Annotated in this window: 29 protein-coding genes; 15 read left to right on the top strand and 14 right to left on the bottom strand. The window is 64.6% G+C overall.

Annotation, left to right across the window (positions count from 1 at the left end; translation table 11 throughout):
- Positions 1-6: 6 nt before the first annotated feature.
- The 13 genes from HRJ34_RS00140 to HRJ34_RS00080 form a co-directional block, all read right to left on the bottom strand.
- A complete protein-coding gene (locus tag HRJ34_RS00140; RefSeq protein WP_208633011.1) occupies positions 7-1,230 on the bottom strand; it encodes a phage major capsid protein in 1,224 nt (407 codons plus the stop codon).
- Between the two features lie 12 nt (positions 1,231-1,242).
- Positions 1,243-1,884: an HK97 family phage prohead protease gene (locus HRJ34_RS00135; RefSeq protein ID WP_208633010.1), complete on the bottom strand. Its 642-nt coding sequence runs from the start codon at positions 1,882-1,884 to the stop codon at positions 1,243-1,245.
- Positions 1,885-1,916: 32 nt separating this feature from the next.
- Positions 1,917-3,170: a phage portal protein gene (locus HRJ34_RS00130; protein ID WP_208633009.1), complete on the bottom strand. Its 1,254-nt coding sequence runs from the start codon at positions 3,168-3,170 to the stop codon at positions 1,917-1,919.
- Positions 3,170-4,984: a terminase large subunit gene (locus HRJ34_RS00125; protein ID WP_208633008.1), complete on the bottom strand. Its 1,815-nt coding sequence runs from the start codon at positions 4,982-4,984 to the stop codon at positions 3,170-3,172. Before HRJ34_RS00125 ends, HRJ34_RS00130 begins: the two co-directional genes overlap by 1 nt.
- The gene (locus HRJ34_RS00120) at positions 4,932-5,348 is read right to left on the bottom strand and encodes a hypothetical protein (RefSeq protein WP_208633007.1); all 417 of its coding nucleotides are present in this window, start codon (positions 5,346-5,348) and stop codon (positions 4,932-4,934) included. Before HRJ34_RS00120 ends, HRJ34_RS00125 begins: the two co-directional genes overlap by 53 nt.
- Before the next feature lie 193 nt (positions 5,349-5,541).
- A complete protein-coding gene (locus HRJ34_RS00115; RefSeq protein WP_226948983.1) occupies positions 5,542-5,838 on the bottom strand; it encodes an HNH endonuclease in 297 nt (98 codons plus the stop codon).
- A 1,066-nt stretch (positions 5,839-6,904) separates the two neighbouring features.
- Positions 6,905-7,612 carry a hypothetical protein gene (locus HRJ34_RS00110; RefSeq protein ID WP_208633005.1) on the bottom strand — a complete coding sequence of 236 codons (708 nt, stop codon included), beginning with the start codon at positions 7,610-7,612 and terminating at the stop codon, positions 6,905-6,907.
- Positions 7,599-7,805, bottom strand: a complete 207-nt coding sequence (locus tag HRJ34_RS00105; RefSeq protein WP_208633004.1) for a hypothetical protein — start codon at positions 7,803-7,805, stop codon at positions 7,599-7,601. Before HRJ34_RS00105 ends, HRJ34_RS00110 begins: the two co-directional genes overlap by 14 nt.
- Positions 7,805-7,966, bottom strand: coding sequence for a hypothetical protein (locus HRJ34_RS00100; protein WP_208633003.1), 162 nt, complete (start codon positions 7,964-7,966; stop codon positions 7,805-7,807). Before HRJ34_RS00100 ends, HRJ34_RS00105 begins: the two co-directional genes overlap by 1 nt.
- The gene (locus HRJ34_RS00095; protein WP_208633002.1) at positions 7,966-8,799 is read right to left on the bottom strand and encodes a hypothetical protein; all 834 of its coding nucleotides are present in this window, start codon (positions 8,797-8,799) and stop codon (positions 7,966-7,968) included. The genes HRJ34_RS00100 and HRJ34_RS00095 overlap by 1 nt, the downstream gene beginning before the upstream one ends.
- A gap of 31 nt (positions 8,800-8,830) precedes the next feature.
- Complete coding sequence (locus HRJ34_RS00090; protein WP_208633001.1) at positions 8,831-10,231, bottom strand: replicative DNA helicase; 1,401 nt, start codon at positions 10,229-10,231, stop codon at positions 8,831-8,833.
- On the bottom strand, positions 10,228-11,232 hold the full coding sequence (locus HRJ34_RS00085; protein ID WP_208633000.1) for a CHC2 zinc finger domain-containing protein: 1,005 nt from the start codon (positions 11,230-11,232) through the stop codon (positions 10,228-10,230). The genes HRJ34_RS00090 and HRJ34_RS00085 overlap by 4 nt, the downstream gene beginning before the upstream one ends.
- 5 nt (positions 11,233-11,237) lie before the next feature.
- Positions 11,238-11,468: a helix-turn-helix domain-containing protein gene (locus HRJ34_RS00080; protein WP_208632999.1), complete on the bottom strand. Its 231-nt coding sequence runs from the start codon at positions 11,466-11,468 to the stop codon at positions 11,238-11,240.
- Between the two features lie 143 nt (positions 11,469-11,611).
- Between HRJ34_RS00080 and HRJ34_RS00075 the strand changes: the two genes are divergently transcribed.
- The 15 genes from HRJ34_RS00075 (at position 11,612) to HRJ34_RS00010 (ending at position 18,035) form a co-directional block, all read left to right on the top strand.
- Complete coding sequence (locus tag HRJ34_RS00075; RefSeq protein ID WP_208632998.1) at positions 11,612-12,205, top strand: LexA family protein; 594 nt, start codon at positions 11,612-11,614, stop codon at positions 12,203-12,205.
- 175 nt (positions 12,206-12,380) lie between these two features.
- Complete coding sequence (locus HRJ34_RS00070) at positions 12,381-12,659, top strand: hypothetical protein (protein ID WP_208632997.1); 279 nt, start codon at positions 12,381-12,383, stop codon at positions 12,657-12,659.
- The gene (locus tag HRJ34_RS00065; protein ID WP_208632996.1) at positions 12,656-13,066 is read left to right on the top strand and encodes a hypothetical protein; all 411 of its coding nucleotides are present in this window, start codon (positions 12,656-12,658) and stop codon (positions 13,064-13,066) included. The genes HRJ34_RS00070 and HRJ34_RS00065 overlap by 4 nt, the downstream gene beginning before the upstream one ends.
- Positions 13,063-13,467, top strand: coding sequence for a S24/S26 family peptidase (locus HRJ34_RS00060; RefSeq protein ID WP_208632995.1), 405 nt, complete (start codon positions 13,063-13,065; stop codon positions 13,465-13,467). Before HRJ34_RS00065 ends, HRJ34_RS00060 begins: the two co-directional genes overlap by 4 nt.
- Complete coding sequence (locus tag HRJ34_RS00055) at positions 13,464-14,042, top strand: hypothetical protein (protein WP_208632994.1); 579 nt, start codon at positions 13,464-13,466, stop codon at positions 14,040-14,042. Before HRJ34_RS00060 ends, HRJ34_RS00055 begins: the two co-directional genes overlap by 4 nt.
- Positions 14,039-15,031: a hypothetical protein gene (locus HRJ34_RS00050; protein WP_208632993.1), complete on the top strand. Its 993-nt coding sequence runs from the start codon at positions 14,039-14,041 to the stop codon at positions 15,029-15,031. Before HRJ34_RS00055 ends, HRJ34_RS00050 begins: the two co-directional genes overlap by 4 nt.
- The gene (locus HRJ34_RS00045; protein ID WP_208632992.1) at positions 15,024-15,320 is read left to right on the top strand and encodes a hypothetical protein; all 297 of its coding nucleotides are present in this window, start codon (positions 15,024-15,026) and stop codon (positions 15,318-15,320) included. The genes HRJ34_RS00050 and HRJ34_RS00045 overlap by 8 nt, the downstream gene beginning before the upstream one ends.
- The gene (locus HRJ34_RS00040; RefSeq protein ID WP_208632991.1) at positions 15,317-15,892 is read left to right on the top strand and encodes a hypothetical protein; all 576 of its coding nucleotides are present in this window, start codon (positions 15,317-15,319) and stop codon (positions 15,890-15,892) included. The genes HRJ34_RS00045 and HRJ34_RS00040 overlap by 4 nt, the downstream gene beginning before the upstream one ends.
- Positions 15,889-16,020: a hypothetical protein gene (locus HRJ34_RS29390; RefSeq protein ID WP_264319412.1), complete on the top strand. Its 132-nt coding sequence runs from the start codon at positions 15,889-15,891 to the stop codon at positions 16,018-16,020. The genes HRJ34_RS00040 and HRJ34_RS29390 overlap by 4 nt, the downstream gene beginning before the upstream one ends.
- Positions 16,013-16,249, top strand: coding sequence for a hypothetical protein (locus tag HRJ34_RS00035; RefSeq protein WP_208632990.1), 237 nt, complete (start codon positions 16,013-16,015; stop codon positions 16,247-16,249). Before HRJ34_RS29390 ends, HRJ34_RS00035 begins: the two co-directional genes overlap by 8 nt.
- Complete coding sequence (locus tag HRJ34_RS00030) at positions 16,242-16,766, top strand: hypothetical protein (protein WP_208632989.1); 525 nt, start codon at positions 16,242-16,244, stop codon at positions 16,764-16,766. The genes HRJ34_RS00035 and HRJ34_RS00030 overlap by 8 nt, the downstream gene beginning before the upstream one ends.
- The gene (locus HRJ34_RS00025) at positions 16,763-17,071 is read left to right on the top strand and encodes a hypothetical protein (protein ID WP_208632988.1); all 309 of its coding nucleotides are present in this window, start codon (positions 16,763-16,765) and stop codon (positions 17,069-17,071) included. Before HRJ34_RS00030 ends, HRJ34_RS00025 begins: the two co-directional genes overlap by 4 nt.
- Positions 17,071-17,256 (top strand): helix-turn-helix transcriptional regulator, encoded by a 186-nt coding sequence (locus tag HRJ34_RS00020; protein WP_208632987.1) that lies wholly within the window; start codon positions 17,071-17,073, stop codon positions 17,254-17,256. Before HRJ34_RS00025 ends, HRJ34_RS00020 begins: the two co-directional genes overlap by 1 nt.
- A 153-nt stretch (positions 17,257-17,409) precedes the next feature.
- The gene (locus tag HRJ34_RS00015) at positions 17,410-17,874 is read left to right on the top strand and encodes a hypothetical protein (protein ID WP_208632986.1); all 465 of its coding nucleotides are present in this window, start codon (positions 17,410-17,412) and stop codon (positions 17,872-17,874) included.
- Positions 17,871-18,035 (top strand): hypothetical protein, encoded by a 165-nt coding sequence (locus tag HRJ34_RS00010; RefSeq protein WP_208632985.1) that lies wholly within the window; start codon positions 17,871-17,873, stop codon positions 18,033-18,035. Before HRJ34_RS00015 ends, HRJ34_RS00010 begins: the two co-directional genes overlap by 4 nt.
- Before the next feature lie 364 nt (positions 18,036-18,399).
- Here the strand turns inward: HRJ34_RS00010 and HRJ34_RS00005 are convergent, their stop codons facing one another.
- Positions 18,400-19,725, bottom strand: coding sequence for a tyrosine-type recombinase/integrase (locus HRJ34_RS00005; RefSeq protein ID WP_226948982.1), 1,326 nt, complete (start codon positions 19,723-19,725; stop codon positions 18,400-18,402).
- Positions 19,726-19,894 lie beyond the last annotated feature (169 nt).

Here is a 19,894-nt window from a genome sequence, read left to right as displayed (position 1 = left end):
CTCCGCTTAGGCTGCGAGCGCGTCCGAGAAGTCGCCCTTCACGAAAGCCTCCGGGCGATACACGGCGAGAGCGAGACGCTCTTCGGCGCGGATCGTGACCAGGTTCTTTCGGAAGTTGTCGCTATCCTCGGTCGAGATTTCGACATTGGCGTCTTCGCGGTCGAAGATCTGCGCGCCGAGCTTGAAGGCGCCGGTCAGGAACTTGTCCACCGTCATCGCCTGGGTCTCGACGACCGGGAGGCGCCACAGGCGGGGATCGGCCCCGTTCTGCGGATTGGCGAACAGGTAGGCGTTGTCGTCGGTCTTGGTCAGCTCGATATCGGCCCAATCCGACGGATGCAGGACGATGCCGGTCGACGGCAACTCGGCGAGGAACGCCTGCAGCATCGCCAGGCGGATGACATCGATCTTCGTGAGATTGCCCGCGCTGGTGGGCGTGATCGGCGGCGCATAGGCGGTGGCCTGGGTGTAGATGCCGTTCAGGTCGGTGCCGGTGCCGCCGCCGTTGAGCAACTGCCCCTCCTCCGCATACTGGAGGCCGTAGCGAAGCCGGCCATCGATATACGACCGCAGCTGCGGGACGTCGTCGAGGATCTGCTTCGTCGCCAGCACCCAATGGGCGATGGTGGTCACCGCCGAATTGACGATGTCGAACTTCAGTTCCGACTGCGGCTTGGTGGAGCCCGCGGTCTCGGACACGGTGGCCGCGCTGTTCGTGAAGCCGGTTTCCTTCACGTACTGGATCGCATTCGATCCGGTGTTGCCTGGGGTGAGCAGGTCACGGATGGTCATGCGGCGCTCGACCGGCATGATGAGGCCGCGGCGATCGGGTACGATCAGGTCGCCAGCCGAGCCGTCGGCGTCGGTGGTGAGCGCCGAGATGATCGCCTTCACCTGCATGGAGAAGGTGCCCTTGCGGGAGCCGCCCAGCCAGTCCTTCAGCTCCTGGCTGTCGGTGACGATGCGGCCGACGGACTTACGCGCCTCGGCGCGTTCGTCGTCGCCCTGGGCGCGGCGGTCCAGCTTCTGCTCGATCTCGGTGATGCGCGCCGAGATTTCGTTGTGCTTGACCATCGCCTCGTCGGCGGTCTTCTTCGTCTCCTCGGTCACCTTGCCCAGGTTCTTGACCTCGGCGTTGGTGGTTTCGGCAACGCCCTTCACCTCGTCGGCAGCCTTCTTCAGGTCGATGGCGAGCTGCTTCAGGTCGGTTTCGTTCGTTTCGTCTGCCATGGGGATTCTCCTTTAGGCGGCAGGTTTCAGGAAGCCGTCGACTGCGGCGCGGAGCGCCTTGACGGCATCGGGGGTACTGCCGGGCTCACCCCGGAGCAGCGGCGCCAGGCCCTTCGACGCAATCGCCGTGGCCTGGCTTTTCGAGAATCCGGCCTCGCGCAGGAAATCCTCGAATTCGGGCAGCGTGGGCAGGTGGTCGGCCCCCGCGATGGATTTGATATGGGTGATCTGGGCGGCCCGGTTTGCCGGAAAATTGACCGGCGAGACTTCCCAGAGGTCGAGCTCCTTCAGGAAGTTCACGCCCGGCTTCTTCGGGTCTCGCTCGCGAAGGATGGTGTCATAGCCGATCGACAGCCCGCGCACCGATTTCCGTTTCATGGCGCGATGCACGCGCGCCGCGACAGGGTCGTCGAGGTCGAGTTGCCCCTTGGCCCAGAGGCCCTTGCGGTCCTCTTTCATGTCGACCCAATCGCCGATCGGCAGTTCGCCCGACTGGTGCCCCCACAGCATCAGGGGCATCGTGCCGTCGCGCTTGTGCTTGTTCAGCGTGTTGGTGAAGGCCCCCGGCAGGACAACGTCGCCATAGGCGTCGGGCGATCCGCCGAAGACGCTGGCATAGCCCTCGATGACGCCGGTATCGGTGATGTCCTTCACCTCCAGCGCAAACTGCTTGTGAAACATGGAGGCTACTCCTCGATCGGCTCGCCTGGCGCGGGCTGGACCTTGCGCGGCGGGACCTTGCCGAGCATGTCGAGCGGGACGAGATTGGACTGGACGGTGAGCACGTCGCCGCCGGGAAGCGGCGGCAGGTTTTCCTTTGACCGCATCTCATTGCGGGTCATGACGCCGTTCTGGCCGAGCGATGCGTAAAGCTGGGACCGAGCGGCGCTGTCGGTTGCCAGCATCGCCTCGCGGTTGAATTCGGCCTTGATGATCGTGCGCTCGGCCGGTGGAAGCAGCTGCTTGCGCATCGCCTGCTCGATGCTGACGAGAAGCGGGTTCAGGCCCATCGTCAGCCAGCCGATGACGACCTGTTCGACGCCAGTACCCCACATCGTTTGCCCCTGGGCGGCATGCCCGACGAGGATCGGCGGGGTATCGTACCAGCGGCAGACTTCCTCAATGTTGAAGCCGCGCGTCTCAAGCAGCTGCGCCTCCTGCGGGTTCATCCGCAGCGGCGCGAACTTGAAGTCCTTCTCCAGCGGCATGATCTTGCCGGCGGCGTCCGAGCCGGTGAAGGCATCGAATATGTCGATCAGGTCCGCCCGTTGCTCCGGGCTTAGCTTACTCTGCCCCGTCTCCATGAAGCCTGCGACCTGCAAGCCCTGGCGCACGATATTCGTCGCGGTCCGGTCGGCCGAGATCGCGCCCGAAAGCGATCGGCAACCGGCCTGCACGGCGGACAGGCCGACGTCGCCCCCGAGCGTCAGCCCGCGTAGATGCAGCACCTTGTCCTCGGGCAGGGTTTCACCCTTACCGCGATCGTTGAAGGTGTAGGCTTTCGACCCATCCGGCTTGCGCCAGACGCGCATCGTGTCGGACGGCAGGGGCGTCAGCGACGTCGTCCAGCCGAGCGAGTTGACCGACTTTTCGGAATAGCCGTTGCCCCAAAGGTCTATATTGCCGATCTGTCCGGACAGCCATTCAAACGGGGATTGGTCCGCGTTCGGGCTGTCGTGCAGCAGCGTGTACAGCCAATGATCCTGGCGCTCCCGCCGCGCCGCAGTGGCCGTTTTCTCGAAGACGCTGACCGGCAGCGATCCCACCACACGAGAGCGAAGCCGGACGCATGCCCAGGCTGTCGCAAGGCCGAGAACGGTCTTCGGCGTCGCCTGCCCGGTGCGCGGGTCGCCGTTCGGCCAATAGCGGCCATTCTGGCCGTCCCGGCCGGATATCTTCGTCCGGCCGAATCCCAGCCAGTCAAGCAAGCCCCACGACATCAGGCGCTCGCCTTCATCGCGGCGATGAAGTCGTCGACGGAGGTATCTTCCTCCTCGGGTAGCAGCATCGGAGCGGTCGCGTTGATCATGGCGTCGACTCCGTCGATCTTGTTCGGGCTGTTGGCGGTCTCCTTCTTCGGAAGAAGACTGCCGTCGGTTCGGCGATCGACCACGGCGTTGCCGACCATCCACTTCATCACCGGATTGCCGTCATGCCGCAGGCGCCGCGGACCGGACTTCACGCGCGCCTCGATGGCCTTGGCCGGGTCGGTATGGTTCTTGGCGTTCTTCGCCAGCTGGACGGCGAACGGGTTGTCCGGCTCGCCGAAGTCCTCGTTCAGGCGGGAGGCCATGGCGAGGCCGCTGTTCCACTGGTCGAAGACCGCCTTCTTGATCGTGAAGCGCTCCTTGAGAGCGCGGATCTGATCCTCGATGACGCGATGGTCGATGAAGTCGCCGGCGGTCGTTGTCAGATGACCATCGTCCGCCCAGCGCTGATACAGCTCCGTGATCTGCTTCGTTGCCGTGTCCTGGCTCTTCAGCCGGTCCTCGGGAACATAGAACCAGACCTTCACCAGCAGGCGCCCGTTGGCGTCGACCGCAGCGAGCACCAGCGCGGAGAGGTCGTCGACGTTGGAAAGGTCGCCGCCCAGATAGCATTCGAGGCCGTCGAAATCGTCGAGCGTCAGGCTGGCGTCGGCGCAGGCTTCCCACTGCGTTACGTTCAGCCAGGCCGATAGCGCGCCGATCCAGATATTGAGGCGCTTGGTCTTGAACTCGCCCTCGGCCGCCGGATTGTTCTTCGCCTCGATCGCGAACTGGCGCAGCTCATCGAGTTGGACCGCGGCGCCGAGCAGCGGGTTCGCCTTGATCCACTTCGATTCGTCGAACGGGTCGTCGCCCTCTTTCCGATCGTCGCCATAATCCTCGGCTCGATCGAGCGTGAAGATGATCGCGAAATAGTGCTCGGCGATGACGGTGCGGTTGAGCACCTTGGCGGCGAACGCCCGCTCCTCGTAGCAGGGTCCATTGATGTCCGAGCCGGCCGTCGTGATGATCCACATCAGCGGTTGCTTGCGGGCGCCGAACGCCGACCGCATGACGTTGAAGAGGCTGCGATCCTTGTGCGCGTGGAATTCGTCGAGTGTGACGAGGTGCGGGTTGTGGCCGTCCTGCGATTTCGATTTCGCGTGGAGCGGCTGCATATAGCCGCCATTCTCCGCGCAGGTGATCGACTTCGCCCAGGGGATGACGCCGAACGCCTCCTGGAGGGCCGGCGTTTTCTCGACCATCCGCTTGGCCGGATGGAAAACCTTCTTCGCCTGGTCGAACGTCGTGGCGACGGTCAGCACCTGGGGGCCGACCTCGTTCTCGCAGCACAGGCAATAGAGCGAGATGCCGGCCGTCTTGGTCGACTTCGCGTTCTTTCGCGCGACCTCCTCATAGACCATCGTGAAGCGGCGAAGGCCGGTCTTCTTCACGCGCCAGCCGAACACGCAGGCGATGACGAATATCTGCGCGGGCTCGAGCCGGATCTCCGGCGTGTCCCAGACGCCCTCGATGTGGGGCAGCTTCTCAATGAAGTCGCAGGCATCGTTGGCGTGCCAGGCCGAGAAGCTGTAGCCGAACGCCCCTGTCTTCGATCGCTTCAGGTCGTCGAGGTGGCGCTGCGCCGCCTGCCGGACGAACTTGCAATGCTTCCGCTGTTTCTTGTCGGCGACGGCGGCCTTCGCATAGGCCAGCGCGATCGCCGCATAATCCCTAGCGTGCTCGGTGTCCGTTGCGCGCGAACGGGTTGCTCGGCTTGGCGCCATCCGCTTTGCCTCCCTCGCCGACGCGGCTCTTCGGCCCGGCGATCCGCAACAGCTCCTCATGCTGACGGAGGACTGTCAGATATGCCGCGGGCGGCGGGCCGCCGGCCTTGAACGCGGCGCGGACCAGCGCCTCCAGGGAGCAGTACCGCGCGAACATGGCGCTATCGATCTCGGTCACGCCCGCCGCCATCACGCGGCCAAGCACCTCGTCCCAGACGTCGATCGCTTCCGGTGTCAGGTAGTCCGGCATGATCGGCGGATCGCCGGGGACGACGACCTCTGTTTTCACGCCATCGCGGACGGGCTGGATCGTGTTGCGATCCCACTTCGCGCCGACCGGCTCAGGCTTGCGACCTCGCTTCATGGCGGCCCCGCAACATTGTTTCCCGGCGGCGCCAGAAATTTATATGGCCCCGAAAGTTTAATTCGCACGCGCGAAAAAAGACCCCCACGCGCGGTCCCAGAGCCCTCGGGCCCTGACTTTCGACCCGCCCCCGGTCTGGGGCGGGCGCTCGACGGGCCGCGAGGGCTCAAAAATGGCTGATTTCAGCCGTTTTTTAATGGTTCGCAGGGCGGCGGCGCAGACGCGCTCGCGCGGCCTCGCGGGCGGTCTTGGCCTTGTGGCAGTCGCCGCACAGGCCTTGATAGTTCGATCGGTCGCCAGTGCCGCCCTCGGCCAGCGGCACGATGTGGTCGGCGGTCGAGGTTGCCGTGACCAGCCCGGCGGCCTCGCACACCCGGCAGAGCGGCTCCTCGCGCAGCACGCGCTCGCGCATCAGGTCGTGCTCGCGGCCATAACCGCGCTGGTGGCGAGACGCTCGGCGCGTCCAGTTGGATGCCTTGGCCGGCCTCACAACGGAACGCCCGCGCAGCGACGGCGGGCGGCTAGGCACTAGCCCCGCCCTGGATCAAACGAAGCGCTGGCCCACGCTGCTGCGCACTCGTCACCATGCGTCTCTCGTATCTCATGCGCGCAGGCGAGCAGGGCGTCGAAGGCGGGCCGGAACTCCACGCGGAGGATCATGACGACATGGGCCATTGCTACCTCCGAGTGTGCACAAGACCCTATCAAACGCTCACGCGCCGATGCTAACCCATTGACCACTGGATAAATTCGATCGCGGAGTAATTATAGGGGCATGCTTGAGAAGCACATCGTAGACTTGATCCACTCCAAATATCCCGAAGCTATCTGCGACGCCTGCATCGCCAGGACGGTCCGTCGGGAGCGAACGGCTGTATCGCCAGCTACACGTGCCCTAGGCCTGACCTCCGACTTCACTCGGGAGGCGGGCCTGTGCGGGATATGTGGTGAGCAGCGTTTGGCAATTCGCTCCACTTCAGGACCTACGGCCAATCGGTAACCCGGCCCTGCGAGTAAACGTGGGCAGCACGTCAGACATTGAGGCCTTCACACACAGAACCAATATAAGCAAGGTAAACGGGTGCGATCCATGCTATATCGGCTAATGGATCGCGACTCGCGAAAATATCCTGCGCCCTGACAAGGCTCAAAACACAAAAACGGAGCCGAAAATGCGTAATAACCAGATCGCAAATCATTTGGAACGTGAAGAGCAATGCCGCGACAATGCGGCTGCTGCGACTGATGTTTACATCAAGAGGATTCACATTCGCCTAGCGGAATTGCATGCGGCAAGGCGTGTCGAACTCGAGCGGCGCATCCCTTATGTGAGCGCTACTCTCGTTTCGAATGGCCCCGCCCGGCGATCGATCCGGGCGGCCTAGCGAGCCAGGCCTTAAAGCCTGACGCCGAGGCAGAGCAGGAACAGGATGGCGGCATTACCCGCCGAGAACATGGGAGCCTCCAGAAACGACCGAGGCCGCAACCCTGTAGGGCGCGGCCTCTGCTGGTCAGACTTCTGACTATGTCTGAAATGCCATATCCACCCCCCAGCTTCAAGCCCCATCAGCGGCCAGCCGCGCTGTAGTGCTCGTCATGATCTTGAGCGCGTCCAGGAACTCCTGTCGGATGATGCCAGGATGAGCACTGGACTTTGGTACGATCTCCTTGGCGATCCGGGGCTTCTTCTTTCCCGACCCGATGACGATGCGCTGGCGATCGCGGCTCCCCCATCGCTCCATAGCGACCTGGGCAAAGCTCTTGTCATCCAACGCGACAGCCCGGAGCGTATGCACCAAGGCGCCCAGCCCCACCTCGCATTCCTTCACTCCTCGCGCCGACAACAGCGTGATCGGCAGGCCGATTGCCTCGCCGCTGCCCCGCTCCTGGTTCAGCGCGCAGCGCGTCTCCGAAACGACGGTCAGTTCGTGATTGGCACGATAGTACCGCAGAGCCCGCAACTGGTCTGGCGAGATGAGCCGGGGCCCCTTTTGGTCGGACAAGCGGAGGGGCATTTTCGCCAGCGTCTCGAAATATGGCTGGCGGCGGTACGCTCGGCCGATCACCTGCCCCTTCTCGGTTCGCACCGGGCCAAGGACGAAATGGCCGATCTGCTCCGGCGTGGGCTCCTCGGTCGCGCGCGTGCGCACAAGTGCGCGCGGTGGCTCGGGCGCGGGCTGGACGGGCTTCTCGCCCCGCAACATCGCCGCCGCATTAGCGGCACGGCTGGCGGCGCTGCGCTGGATGACGTTACCCTTGCCCATTATCGACCTTTCGCTTTCCAAACAGTTTCTCGGCCAGGATTTCGAGCTGTTTCCGGTCGGCCCAGCCGGTCAGCCATTCGGGGTTGATCAGGACGATGCCGTGCGCGTGATACGCTTCGTGCGCCGCCTTCCGGGCGTGCGCCGGGTCCGGCTCCTGGCCGAGGGTGGCGAAGCGGGCGAGCGGCGGCGGCATCAGCGAATGGCCTCAATGATGTCGTCAATCGATTCGCCCGCCTGCCGGCGCAGGTCACGCGCGGCGGTCGGCATGGCGTCCTTCATGCTCGCGATCATCACCTTCACGGCGACCAACCGGCGGATGACCTCGGCGCTGTCGGGTTTCCTGCGCCGGGGCATCAGTGCAGGCTCCCCTCTTCGGCGCGTGCTCGAGCGGCAAGCGCATCGAGTTCGGCGTAGTGAGCAACCAAATCGGGGTTCTTGCGCTCCCACTCGCGCCGACGGCTTTCCGCCTCAGCGGCGATGCGATAGGCCTCGGACTGGATGCGCTGCGCCGTGGCGGCGTTCTCCCGGTTGCGCTTATCGAGCATGCCGCTGGTCCGCGTGAACCAATTATCGCGCTTCTCTGGTGCCTGGCGCTCCCACCAAGCATCGATCCGCTCCAGCTCACCGCGCAAGTCGGCGATGTGGGGATAGGCGGCGACCCACCCGTTGAAGTGCTCGGCGGTCAGCCGGACCGTGTTCCCCATGAAGGCATATTCGGCCCCGCCTCGCGCACGCGCACGCGCGACCTTCCCCTTCTTTTCTTCTTCTATTCTTCTTGTGTGGTCCCCCGAACGGTCCCCGAGACGGTCCCCGGTCGGTCCCTTTGATGGGGGCACGGTCGGTCCCGCTTCGTCGCCGCGATCCTGATAAACCGCGTAATTCTGGATAGTTATGATGGTTCCCGAATGGTCCCGCTGTTGGTCCACCATTCGCGCTCCCTCCAGCCGATCCATGAACCGACGAACGGTTTTCTTGTCCCATTGCCATGCGGAGGCCAGCGAACGATCGGAGACGTGCAGTTGCCCGCGGGTGATGGGGATCGCGTCACCCTTGCCGCCGCGGCGGATGGTATCCTTCCATGCGGCGTTTCCGATCAGCCATTCCCAAGCCTCGCGCTCGGTAAAAGGCTGGTCGGCGAAAAAGTCGTGGGTCTGCCAGCCGCGACGCATACGATACCAGCCGCTCATAGGCTTTCTCCGGTGGGGTGGGATACGGCCATCAGCGCACCGCCTGGTAGGGCCGGAAGAACCGGCCGTGGATGACGCCCTCGGCGCCATGGCGGTGCTTGACGCAGATGAATTCGAGCACATCCTTGTAGCGGGCCATGTCGGCCTCCCACTTGCCGAACTGCTCGCTGTCGGAAGCCGGCTGCGCCTTCTTGAGGTAATATTCCTCGGCGTAGAGCATGACGATGAAGTCCGCGTCCTGCTCAAGCTGGCCGCTGCTCCGAAGGTCGGACATCATCGGGCGCTTGTCCTGCCGCTGTTCGACGGCGCGGCTGAGCTGCGACAGGCAGAGAATGGCGACATCTTCATCGCCAGCCATTTCGGCCAGCGCGCGGCTGACCTGGGTGACATCCTGAAACTCGTCGTCGCGCGAGCGGTCCGGCTTGAGCAACTGGATATAGTCGACCGCTACGAGGGAGAGCTTCTTGTCGTGCACTTCCAGCCGTCGTTTCTGCCGGCGGATCGCGCGCCGGAGCTGCGAGATCGTGTGCACCTTCTTGTCGACGATCGTGAGCGGCAGCTTCGCGACCTCGTTGCGAATATCGCGTATCTGGCGTTGCTGGTGGGGCTGGAGCTCGTTTTGCAGCAGCCGATCGAACAGGATGGGTTGGCCGATCGCGTAGCAATAGTCCGAGAGCAGCCGCAATGAGACCGTCGACCAATCCATTTCGAGGCTGGCGAGCAGCACATGATGCCCTTGCGCCGCGCATCCGCGAAGATAGCTGATGAGCGCGGCGGTCTTCCCCATGCCGGGGCGCCCAGCGATATAGCCGAGCCAGCCCGGTCGTATCGCACCGATCAAGAGGTCGATGCCCGAGACCACGCCGCTCTTCACGCCGGTGACGACCCGATCGAAGCCGGCGATGACCTCGTCGACCATGTCGCCCGCGTCGTACAGCACACCCGGGTCGCGCCGCTCGATGGCGGCCGTCAGCGCCGTATCCGCGTCCGCCACGATCAATTGAAGATCGGCGCCCGGCGTTGACGCGCCCTCGATTACGTTACGGAGGCTATCGACCAGCCGCCGCTGCACGGCGAGGTCGCGCACCCGCTCGGCATAGGCGGGGTCGTACACCTCAAACATCACGTCCTGCGCCAGCGCTTCGAGGAAGACCCGCCCGCCCGCGTCGATAAAGTCGTCGTCGTCCTTGAACATCGGCGCGAGCAGCACCGGATTGACCCGACGCCTGTCGCCGATCTCCCTTGCCATCACGGCGAAGATCCTCGCGTGGAGCGGATCGGCGAAATCGCGCTCGTCCAGCCGATCAGCGACCAGGTCGAGCGCCGAATTTTCATGGAGGAGGAAGCCGAGGACCTTCTTTTCGGCCTCGGGATTGCTGAGCACCAGATCGGCCGGCTTGGATTCGCGTACCGTGAAACGTCCGGTCGTCATTGCCGGATACCCCTGAGCTGATCGTTGAAATCCTTGAAGCCGCGGCGCGGGAACATCGTCCCGACCGCATAGCCCCGCCCTTCGAGCGCCAGCCCGGCCCGCTCGATCGCGGCCTGCCCCGCCGCATCGTTGTCGCCCGCCAGGGTGACCTTGGTAATGGGCAGCGGCAGCTCGATCGCCGGCATCATGTCCGTGCCGAGCGCGACCCAGACTGAGCGGCCCGGCAGCTCCTGCATCAGCGTCAAGCCGTCCTCCGGCCCTTCGCAGAGGATCACTTCACTGGCCGGCGGGCCGAGCCGCAGCGCCCCTCCCCGCACCCGCCCGAGCGAGCGCTTCGAGCGCTTGCCCCACAGCTTCGCCGAACCGTCATCCTTGATGAAGATGCGCTGCAGCCCGATCAGCGCCCCGGCAGCGTCGACGACCCCGCCGATCATCGCCGAATGGCTCGGACCAAGCTCGCCGGTGTCGCGATCACGCCAGGCATAGGTGCGGCCGAAGCGGATGGAGGGCGGCAGCGCGGCGACGATGCCGCGCGACCGGGCATATGCCTCGGCAGGGGTTCGGGCCGCCGGGCTGGCGCTGTTCCAGATCGCGCGGGCCTCGGCGATCGCCTCCTGCCGCTCCGCCTCATCCTCTGCGGCTGCGACGGCGCGCTGGGCCGGATCGACCTCGGGCAGGTCGGCGGCGCCCAGGAAGCGAAGCGCATCGAAAAAGCCCAGCCGCTCGGTCCGCATGACATAGTCGATGACATCGCCATCGGCTCCGCAGCCGAAGCAATGATATCGCCCCTGGCTATCGTAGAGGTGCATGCTCGGCGACCGCTCATGATGGAACGCACAGAGCGCCACATGCGCCCGCCCGGCTCGGCGCACAGCCCGGGTGCGCGCCACCAGGTCCGTGATGTTGTAGCGGCTGGCCGCGTCGTCGATCGCCCGACGACGCGCAGCCTCCTGCTCAGCGTTCCGTCGATATCGGCCGCTGTCCTGTCCCCGTTGCGACATTGCGATCAGGCCGCTTCGACCTGGTCCGTCGGCGCCTTGTCAGCGGGCGGGTCGAAGAAATCGTTCAACTGCACCGCGCCGCCGGTCACGAGCGTGATCCTCCGCAGGATCGAGGCGCGCGGGATGCGCGAACCGTCGATGTACTTCGCCACGACGCCGGCGTTGGCGACGCCAATCTGCTGCGCGAAATCCGCATAGGACACGCGCTGCTCGGTGAGGTAGGATTTCAGCTTCATGTTGTAGATTTATCCGGTGTGGATATTTTCTGCAAGCCAAGGTTCGATCCGTGACGGTCGTCACGGGATAAATCGGCGCGTTTTTCGCTACCACTTCATATCCGCTTCGGATAATGCGCGCGGGAACATTGGAGATAACTGCCATGAAATCGCTAACCAATGCGGTCGCGAGCCGGCTTCACAATGTGCGCAAAGCAAAGGGCATGACCCTCCAGCAGGTGGCCGACGGCGCGAAGACGACGTTGGGGCAAATCCACAAGCTGGAGCGATCGCAGCGCCCCCTGACCATGGAATGGATCGAGCGCTTGGCGGTCGCGCTCAACGTTTCTCCCGCCGAGCTGATGGTCGAACGGCCCGCCACTACGGTGTTTGAGATACCGCTGGTCGGACGCATTGCTGCGGGCAACTGGCGCGAGGCCGTCGAGGTTACCATTCGTCACGTGCAGGTCGCGGGCGTGTCGCACGACTCGTTCGCGCTGGAGCCCGAGGGCGACAGCATGAACGTCATCCTTCCGGATGGCGGCTATGTGGTGATCAACCCGAATGACGCAGACCTTCGCGAGGGTAAAATTTACGCCGTCATGAACTCCGAGGGCGAGACGACGCTGAAGCGCTACCGCAGCAACCCTGCCCGGCTGGAGCCGTGCTCCACCAATCCGGACCACCAGCCGATCAACCTTGGGCGCGAGAATTTTTCGGTGATCGGCCGAGCCACGAAAGCGATCAAAGACCTGTAATTATCCTGACCGGATAAATTCCGCTTGACGTTCGGATTATCCCGAGCGGATAATTCTGCGCATCAGCTGATCGCCGTTGGGCCGAAGACGCTGATGCGCAGGGATAAGCGAGAAACGGCCTCCGCTACGGCGAGATAACCGCGGATCGACCCTGCTACTCGAGCAGGAGGCCGCAATGGTCGAACGTACCCCCCGAATACCGGCGTCAGCCGACAGCATGGCCGCAAAGCTGGAAGGCGCGGACCACTTCTCCGACCTCATCGACGTGATCGACACCGCCACCGCGGCTTTGTGTGCTGCCCAGACCGTCTTGAACGCGATCGACGAGCTCAACCTTGGCCTCGGTGGAAGCCACTACGACACGCTGTGTACGCTGTGCAACATCGGCGAGCACCGCATCGCTGCGGCTTTGGCCGAGCTACGCGCAATCCCGACAGGGAGTGCGGCGGTATGACCGACGCCCAGCCGATTTCAGCCGTGCGCGCCGCCTTCATCGCGTGGCGCGATGCATTGCTCACCAGCTATTACGCTTTCCCCTGCCCCGCGACGCTGGCGGAAAAGCTCTACGACAACGCCATTGAGGCCGAGAAGGCGTTAGCGGCGGCGCCGGCCGAGACAGCGGCCGATGTCGTGCTCAAGCTGCTTCCGCTTCACCGATCGGTCAATGATCCGCCCGCCGCAGCCAATCCGCTGCGCCCAGTGGTCGAGCGCGAGCCCAACACGCATTACATCCCGGACGACTTCTGGGAATCGCTGATCGACGACATGGCCAGGGTCGAGCCGCTGATCGCCGATGCGTTCAAGGCCCATCCCTCGGATTTCTATATCCGCCGCGATGCCAAGACAGAGACCGCGCAATGACCGCGCTCCCGTTCATCCATCCCGACGACATGCCCGATGTCTATGCGCTCACCGGCGTCGGCACCTGCATGGAGCCGATGATCAGCGACGGCGCGAGCGTCGCCTTCAGCAAGCGCAAGGCGGTGACGGTCGGCGACATCGTCGGCGTGATCTTCCGCCGCGAGGCCGCGCCCCACTACGGCGCGCCGGGCATGATAAAGCGTCTGGCGGAGCCGCTGCCCCCTCCCGGGTTCGATGCGCCGATATTCCTCGAAACCCTCAACCCTATCCGCAAGGTGGCAGTTCGATCCTCGGACGTCCTGGCGATCCACGCCTTCATCGGCGTGGCGCAGCGGGCGGGCGATGGCCGAGCCGCGCTACCCGCCTCGGCGCTGGCGAACATCGAAAGGACCGATGCATGACCGAGCAGTGCAACCGCTGCCGCTTCTGGTTGGTCGACCCCGACTATTCCGATGGCGAGCCGACCTATGGGCGCTGCCGTTTCGCGCCGCCCGTGCTGGTCCAGCCGATGCTGGCGATCCTCATGCCCAAGCCCGCCTACGGCGACCAGGTTGACCCCGATATCAGCACGATGACGCTGCACGACGCATCGCAGCACCCGGTGACCGAGGACGACGATTGGTGCGGCAGCTTCCAGCCGACCGTCCAGCCGACATCGGCCATTCAAGAGCAGCTCGCACGGTGGACCGCCGCATACCAAGACTTGGACGCTCTCGACCTCGACGCTTCGGAGGAAGATCGGGCCCGGCTCTGGGCCATCGTGGACGACGCCGCCGAGCGGATCACGGAAACGCCGGCAGGATCACTCCGCGACGTCGCAGCCAAGCTGCGCGTGAACCTCATCCACACGATCAGCGGCACGAATGATCACAACATCGTCGCCGGTCTGGTCCCGGGCGACCGACTTTCCGACGTGGCCGACCTTGGCGAGCGCGGGATCTTCGCCGCCATCATCGAACTGGAGCGCGGGCTATGATCCAGCCGCTCAACTATACCGCAAAGGCGCGTGAGAGCCTCGCCGGGATTACGTCCACGGCTTCCCCCTTCTCGCGCCACGGCATCGCCTATCTGCTGGGAAAGCTGACCGACGCCGAAATATTCGTGCTGCCTGATCACGGCGAGCTGCTCGATCGGAGCAAGCCGCGCACCGAGGTTCCGAACATCGTGCTCCGGCCGCCCTTCCCCGTGACGGCGCTTGAATATCGCTCGCCCCCGGGCACAGCGCACGAGGTGCCGGGCTACACCGACGCGGCCTGCTCCCGCCGGGTCGCGCTGGCGTGGGATTGGAAGGACGACCTCCCTCACCCCATCGCCGCCGCGAGCAGCTTTCCTCCGCGCCTGCCGGCTGGCGTCGCCATCGCGGCAATATGTTACTTCGATCAGATGCAAGCATGGCTGCCGATCGCGGCGGGCATGCATATTGCCTACGATGATCCATGGCTTGAGTCCGACGTGCGATTACCATTCGCCGCAGCGGCCGTTGCAGCCGGGAGGATGACCGAGAAGCAGGCGGATGCTCGTCGGCCGAGGGCCCGGCCATTCCCGATCCTATGGGATGCGATCCTTGGGATCGCATCAGCGAGAGGGATCGATGGAGCACTGGACCTGCTCGCAGCGGACATGATGGACGAGGCCAACGCCTATATCGACCTCTGCTACGCGCTCGCCTGCCGCAACGTCTCTGCCGAGCGACATGTCGCACCAGCGAAGCTGAATCGCGCTCGCGAGAAGGCGGGCAAGATAGCCCTCCCAGATTTCCACACCCTAACGCTTGCCGGTAGCAGCGATGGCCAGCCGTTCGGTAGCGCAGATCGATCGGGGCCCCGATCTCATCTCCGACGCGGCCATATCCGAAGGCTCGGGCCCGATCGCATCACCTGGGTCAACCAGACAATGGTGAGGGGGCGCGGCGGCTTCGTCTCGAAGCAGTATGACCTGCGCCGCGCAGGAGGCGCCCGTGGCTGATCTCGGCACTTGCGCCGATTGCGTCCACTGGGATCGGGGCGGCGCATCTATAGCGACCGCTACGCGCGACCCGTCGGTGGGCCCGGATATCGGCACCTGCTGCGTCATGCCGCCGCAGCTGGCGCGCTCGGGCCCGTATTGGGCAACCGCGATCTATCCGCAGACCCATGCCAGCCGCTTCTGCGGAGAATGGGAGCCGATCCCCGACAACGGCGGTGGGGGCGAGCACGAGCCGCTGCCCGAAGCACAGCCCACGAACGTCGTCTCTTTCGACAGGAGCGCCGCATGACCGCCCCAGCTACCACCGATCAGTTCCGCGCCTGGATGACGGAGCGCGACGCGCACTATGCAGCCGCGAACGCCGCCGGAGCGACGGAGACTCAGGCGAGCAACGCGACAGACGGCTTGGTCGCCCGCGAAAACGAGCTGATCCAAACCCCCGCCGAGACGCTCGCGGGCAACTATTTCCGCTGCCTCGCCGTGGTGAAGCTTTCGGCCGATGGCCATTCCATCGACGACGATGCGGCCCCCGCGATCGAGGCCGAGGCGGACGCGTTCCGCGCCGAGCAGCTCGCCCTGCAGGCCGCTTTCGATGAGGCCCTCGCCGAGTACCGCCGCGTCCGCGCCATCAGCGACGCGATGCCGCTCGGCGCCGAGGGCGAAGACGCGGCCGTCGACGCCTTCTGCATCGCGATGGATCACCTGATCGAGGAAGTTCGCACCCCGAACCTTGCCGCTGTCGTGGTCAAGATCAACTTGGCCGAAGCCCGCGCCGAGGGTTTCTGCGGCTGGTTCGAGGATCACCGCAAGGCGATCATGGAGGATCTCGACTACCTCGCAGCGACGGCTTTCGCGGCATGAGCGGTAGCGGGATATTCTTCGGCGTCGTCGCCCTCCTGATCTTCGCGGCCGTCGCCCGTATCGCGCGCGACGTCAGCGTGATCGCCGACATGATGCACGACGAGCAGGAGCGCCATCGCCATGGCTGACACCTATGCGCGCGGCTTCCGATCGGCCGCCGCCGCCGGCAAGCGCCTGATCCACGACATGGCCGACCAGCTCGACCACCGCACCCAGGAGGATGCCTTCGCAGGCAAGCCGCCCTCGGTGACGGTCCAGAAACTGCGCCTCGCGGCCCAGCGTGTCGGCGCGCTCCAGCCGCCTGGCCGACAATCGGCCTCGGGTGTTCCCCTCACGAAAGGTCCAAACGATGGATGAAATGAAGTCGCCGCTTTTCAGCATTCATCCCTCCGAGCTAGTCTCGCTGCCCCCCGGCGACAGCTATAAGCAGGCCTCCCCCCTTGTCCTTCCGATCGCCGAAGCGCCAGCCGGTGACGGCTGGATCATGGCCCTCGTTCCCGATCGTCTCGACGGCACACGCCCTTGGGTGCCGGCAACGCGCTGCGATGGCGGCTGGTGCGACGAGGATGGCTATTCCGTGGAGCCGACGGGCTGGGTTCCGCTCCCCGATCCGCAGCCGGCGCCGACTGGCTGGCGCCCAGCCGAGGGCGTCATCAGGATCATCCGCGCCTCCAGCGCCGATATCCCCTGGCTGCGCTACTTGGTCGAGGTCGTCGGACTGGATGGTAAGGCGGACGACACACGCGAACCGGATATGGCGCGCGACATCGAGGATGCCGAGCGGCGGGCCGCATGGATGGCCGCCCAGCTCCGCCTGCCGATCATATGGGCTGACGACGCCAACGTGATCCCCTGCGGGGGACCGCGCAGATGAGGGCCGTGCCCGCGATCGCGGCGGCGTTGCTGCTCGCCGGTTGCCAGAAGCCCCTCTCGGCCGACCCCGACGCCAGCGCAAAGCTTGATGCTGGCCGCGTGGCGCGAGCGGCCGTGGCGCCCGATGGCACAACCCTATGGGTGACGCGGTGGGGTGGCCGGCTGGTCTTCTTCGCCGCGAGCGGGACGAGCTGGCAGACGCAGCGGACCCATAGGACCGGGAAGACCACCACCACGATCACCGAAGATCACGCCGTGCCGACCGGCGACGACATTGCGGCGGCCAGCCGCGCATGGAGCGAATGATGACCGACCCCCGCACCGACAATATTCTCCGCCGGCCTGAGGTGCTTCAGCGAACGGGCCTGTCCCGATCGACGTTGCAGCGCAAGATCGCCAACGGCACGTTCCCGGCGCAATTCAAGCTGAGCGAGCGCTGCTCGGGATGGTACGAATCTGCCGTCAATGAGTGGGTGGCAAACCCGCGATAGGGGCTTGTCAGAAACTGTCGGCATGACAAGACGATGCTCTCATGATGCCCCCCCTAGTATCGTGGGATTTCGTCACCATATCTAATCTATCGCGCCCTTACCCGCCGGGTCGACTGAGAGACAGATTCGTGCTCCCGCAACAAGGAGCAGGTCATGAGAAAGCCCCCTCACTTCGCCCACGCTTCACCAGCGGTGCAGGCCAGTTCGGCCGGTTTAACAACGGATCTAAACGCTCTTCTATCCGACGAGCAAAGCGCGATAATGCGAGCTGAAGCTGCTGGCGAAACCAAGGATCGCGACCAGCACCGCGATAACGCGCGCAGCGCTCGCGCGCTGATCGATCAAACGAAGTTCCCCAGGCGGGACCCTCATGATTTCGACGCCACAACGCCAGCGCAGCAGCGTTTGATTGACAATGAGGCACAGCTGGCTCTGCACGCCAGTCGGATCGCCCAGATGAGCAGCGCTTTGGGCGCCGGCTTTTCGGAAGGCCTCATCGGCCCGCGCGTCTACCAGCACCACGCCCGCGTCATCCGCCAGGCGCGCAGCGCCTGGAACATGCTTATGCGAAGTAGCGGAAGCGAACATCCAGCCGCACCCGAGGACGACGGGAGATGAACCAGGAAGGTGACAAAGAGCGGGCGGAAGTGATGAGCCGCCACGGAATCCGCGAAGTGCTGACGGCTCAATATCTCTACAAGGGATATCGCTATACCCATCTGAGCGATGCGGTCGCGCAGGCAACCCGCGATTCAACTCGCGACCCAGGCCGGCGCTAGGCAAAAAGCCGTCGGCAGTTGCCGGTGCCGATATTGCCGCCGTCGCAGGAGAGAGAAATGACAGCCCCCAAAAAATCTAGGATATTCTCCAATAAAGCTGCCGCGTCACGACGCGCTCGGGACGCGGCAGGTAGTCCGCACGAAGCGCATGTAGAAGACCTGACGGCGGACATCTATCAGAGCTTATCAGACAAAGCGCTCGCTATAGAGGAGCGAGCGCAAGGTGCTTCGGACGAGGGGCGGTGGGCGGACGACGGTGGTCCATCGAAAAAATCTCGCAAAACCTAACAGCAGTGCCAACTACAGTCTAAACCATCACCCCGTGGTTGCCGTCGCTCAGACGGCCAGGCGCACGACATGCAACTCATTTCGACGTGCGCATACCCGCCCTGACCAGCCGCTCCACCCGCCCATCGACAAGGTCGTTGGCCGGGCCAAGTCCATCCATCAGCATGTCGGCCCATATCTGGGATAGTTCGCGCCTGCGAGTCATGTGCTGTGATCGGTTATAAGCCGCCTCGGACGAAGAGAGTCCCTTCGGCACATGGGCGAGCATCAGGTCGATGACAGCGCGATCGCCTTCCCGGCCATGCTCGCGCGCCCATTCGTTCATGATGGTGGAGAAAGCCGCGCGCCAGCCATGCGGGACGTGACGGCCGCGAAAGCCGATCCGGTTGTACATGTAGCCGATCGCGTTCTCCGACATCGGCACGATCGAGCGGCGCGTCGACGGAAACAGGAGCTTGATCCGGCCGGACAGGCGGCGCACCGCGTGCAGCACCTCCACCGCCTGACGCGACAGCGGCATGACATGCTCGAAGGCGTCCTCGCCCTTCCGATCAAGCTCCAGCTTCATGCGGCTGGCGGGCACGCGCCATAGAGCTTCGGGGGCATCCTCACCGGGAGCATCCCAATCGATCCCCTCAAACTCGCTCCATAGCGCCGTGCGGATGATCCCCGGCCTGGCTGCCGTCAGCGCCAGCAGGCGCGAGGCGAGCAGCGTCAACGGCTGGGCCGTGTCCTCCTCGCTCTTGATCAGAACGCCCCGCGCCTGGTCGAGATCGGTGAACGCCGGCTGCTTTTTCTTCGGAGGGTTCGGCTTGAGAGCCTTGCCGACGATCGCGGCCGGGTCCGTCTCGGTCACTCCCTCCGAGATGCCGAAGCAGAAGACGGCCGAGCAGTAGGTCCGGATGCGCTTTGCCGTCTCGATAGCGCCGCGCCGCTCGATCTTGCGAAGCAGGTTGATCATCATCGGTGCCGTCACCTCGGCGATCGGCAGCGCGCCGATCTCGGGGAAGACGTCGCGAACCAGAGCACGCAGGACCAAATTGCCCTGATGCTCCGACCATTTGGCAAGGCTGGCCTGATGCCATGCGCGGGCCATCTTCTCGAAGGTCGACCCCGCGCTGGCGGCGCTCGCCGCCCGCTTTTTCGTCGCCTCGACGCCGGGATCTTTGTCATCGCGCAGCAGCCGGCGCGCATCGTCGCGGCGGTCGCGGGCCTCGGTCAGCGAGACCTCCGGGTAGGGGCCGAAGATCAGCCGCTTCTCCTTTCCGGCGAAGCGATATTTCAGTCGCCAGGACTTGAAGCCCTTCGTCGTGACGAACAGGTATAGTCCGCCAGAATCGGACAGCTTATAGTCCTTCTCCTGCGGTGCGGCCTTCCGGCACTGGATATCCGTCAGCGGCACGATGCCCCCAGCTCTTTTCAAATGCCCCCATGCCTGCCCCCAAATGGGCGGGCAATAGTGGGTCATCCTGAGTGGATGATGAAATCGAAGGTGATGGCGAAAGCCCCGAAAATCAAGGCCCTCGGGCCGTTATGGGCTGTTCTGCGTCGTGTCTTTGGTGGGTCCGCCG

It is taken from the genome of Rhizorhabdus wittichii, from assembly GCF_017607425.1.
In the GTDB taxonomy this organism is placed as follows: domain Bacteria; phylum Pseudomonadota; class Alphaproteobacteria; order Sphingomonadales; family Sphingomonadaceae; genus Rhizorhabdus; species Rhizorhabdus wittichii.
Note: the sequence above shows the minus strand (reverse complement) of the source record. Positions and strands in the feature narration are given on the sequence as shown.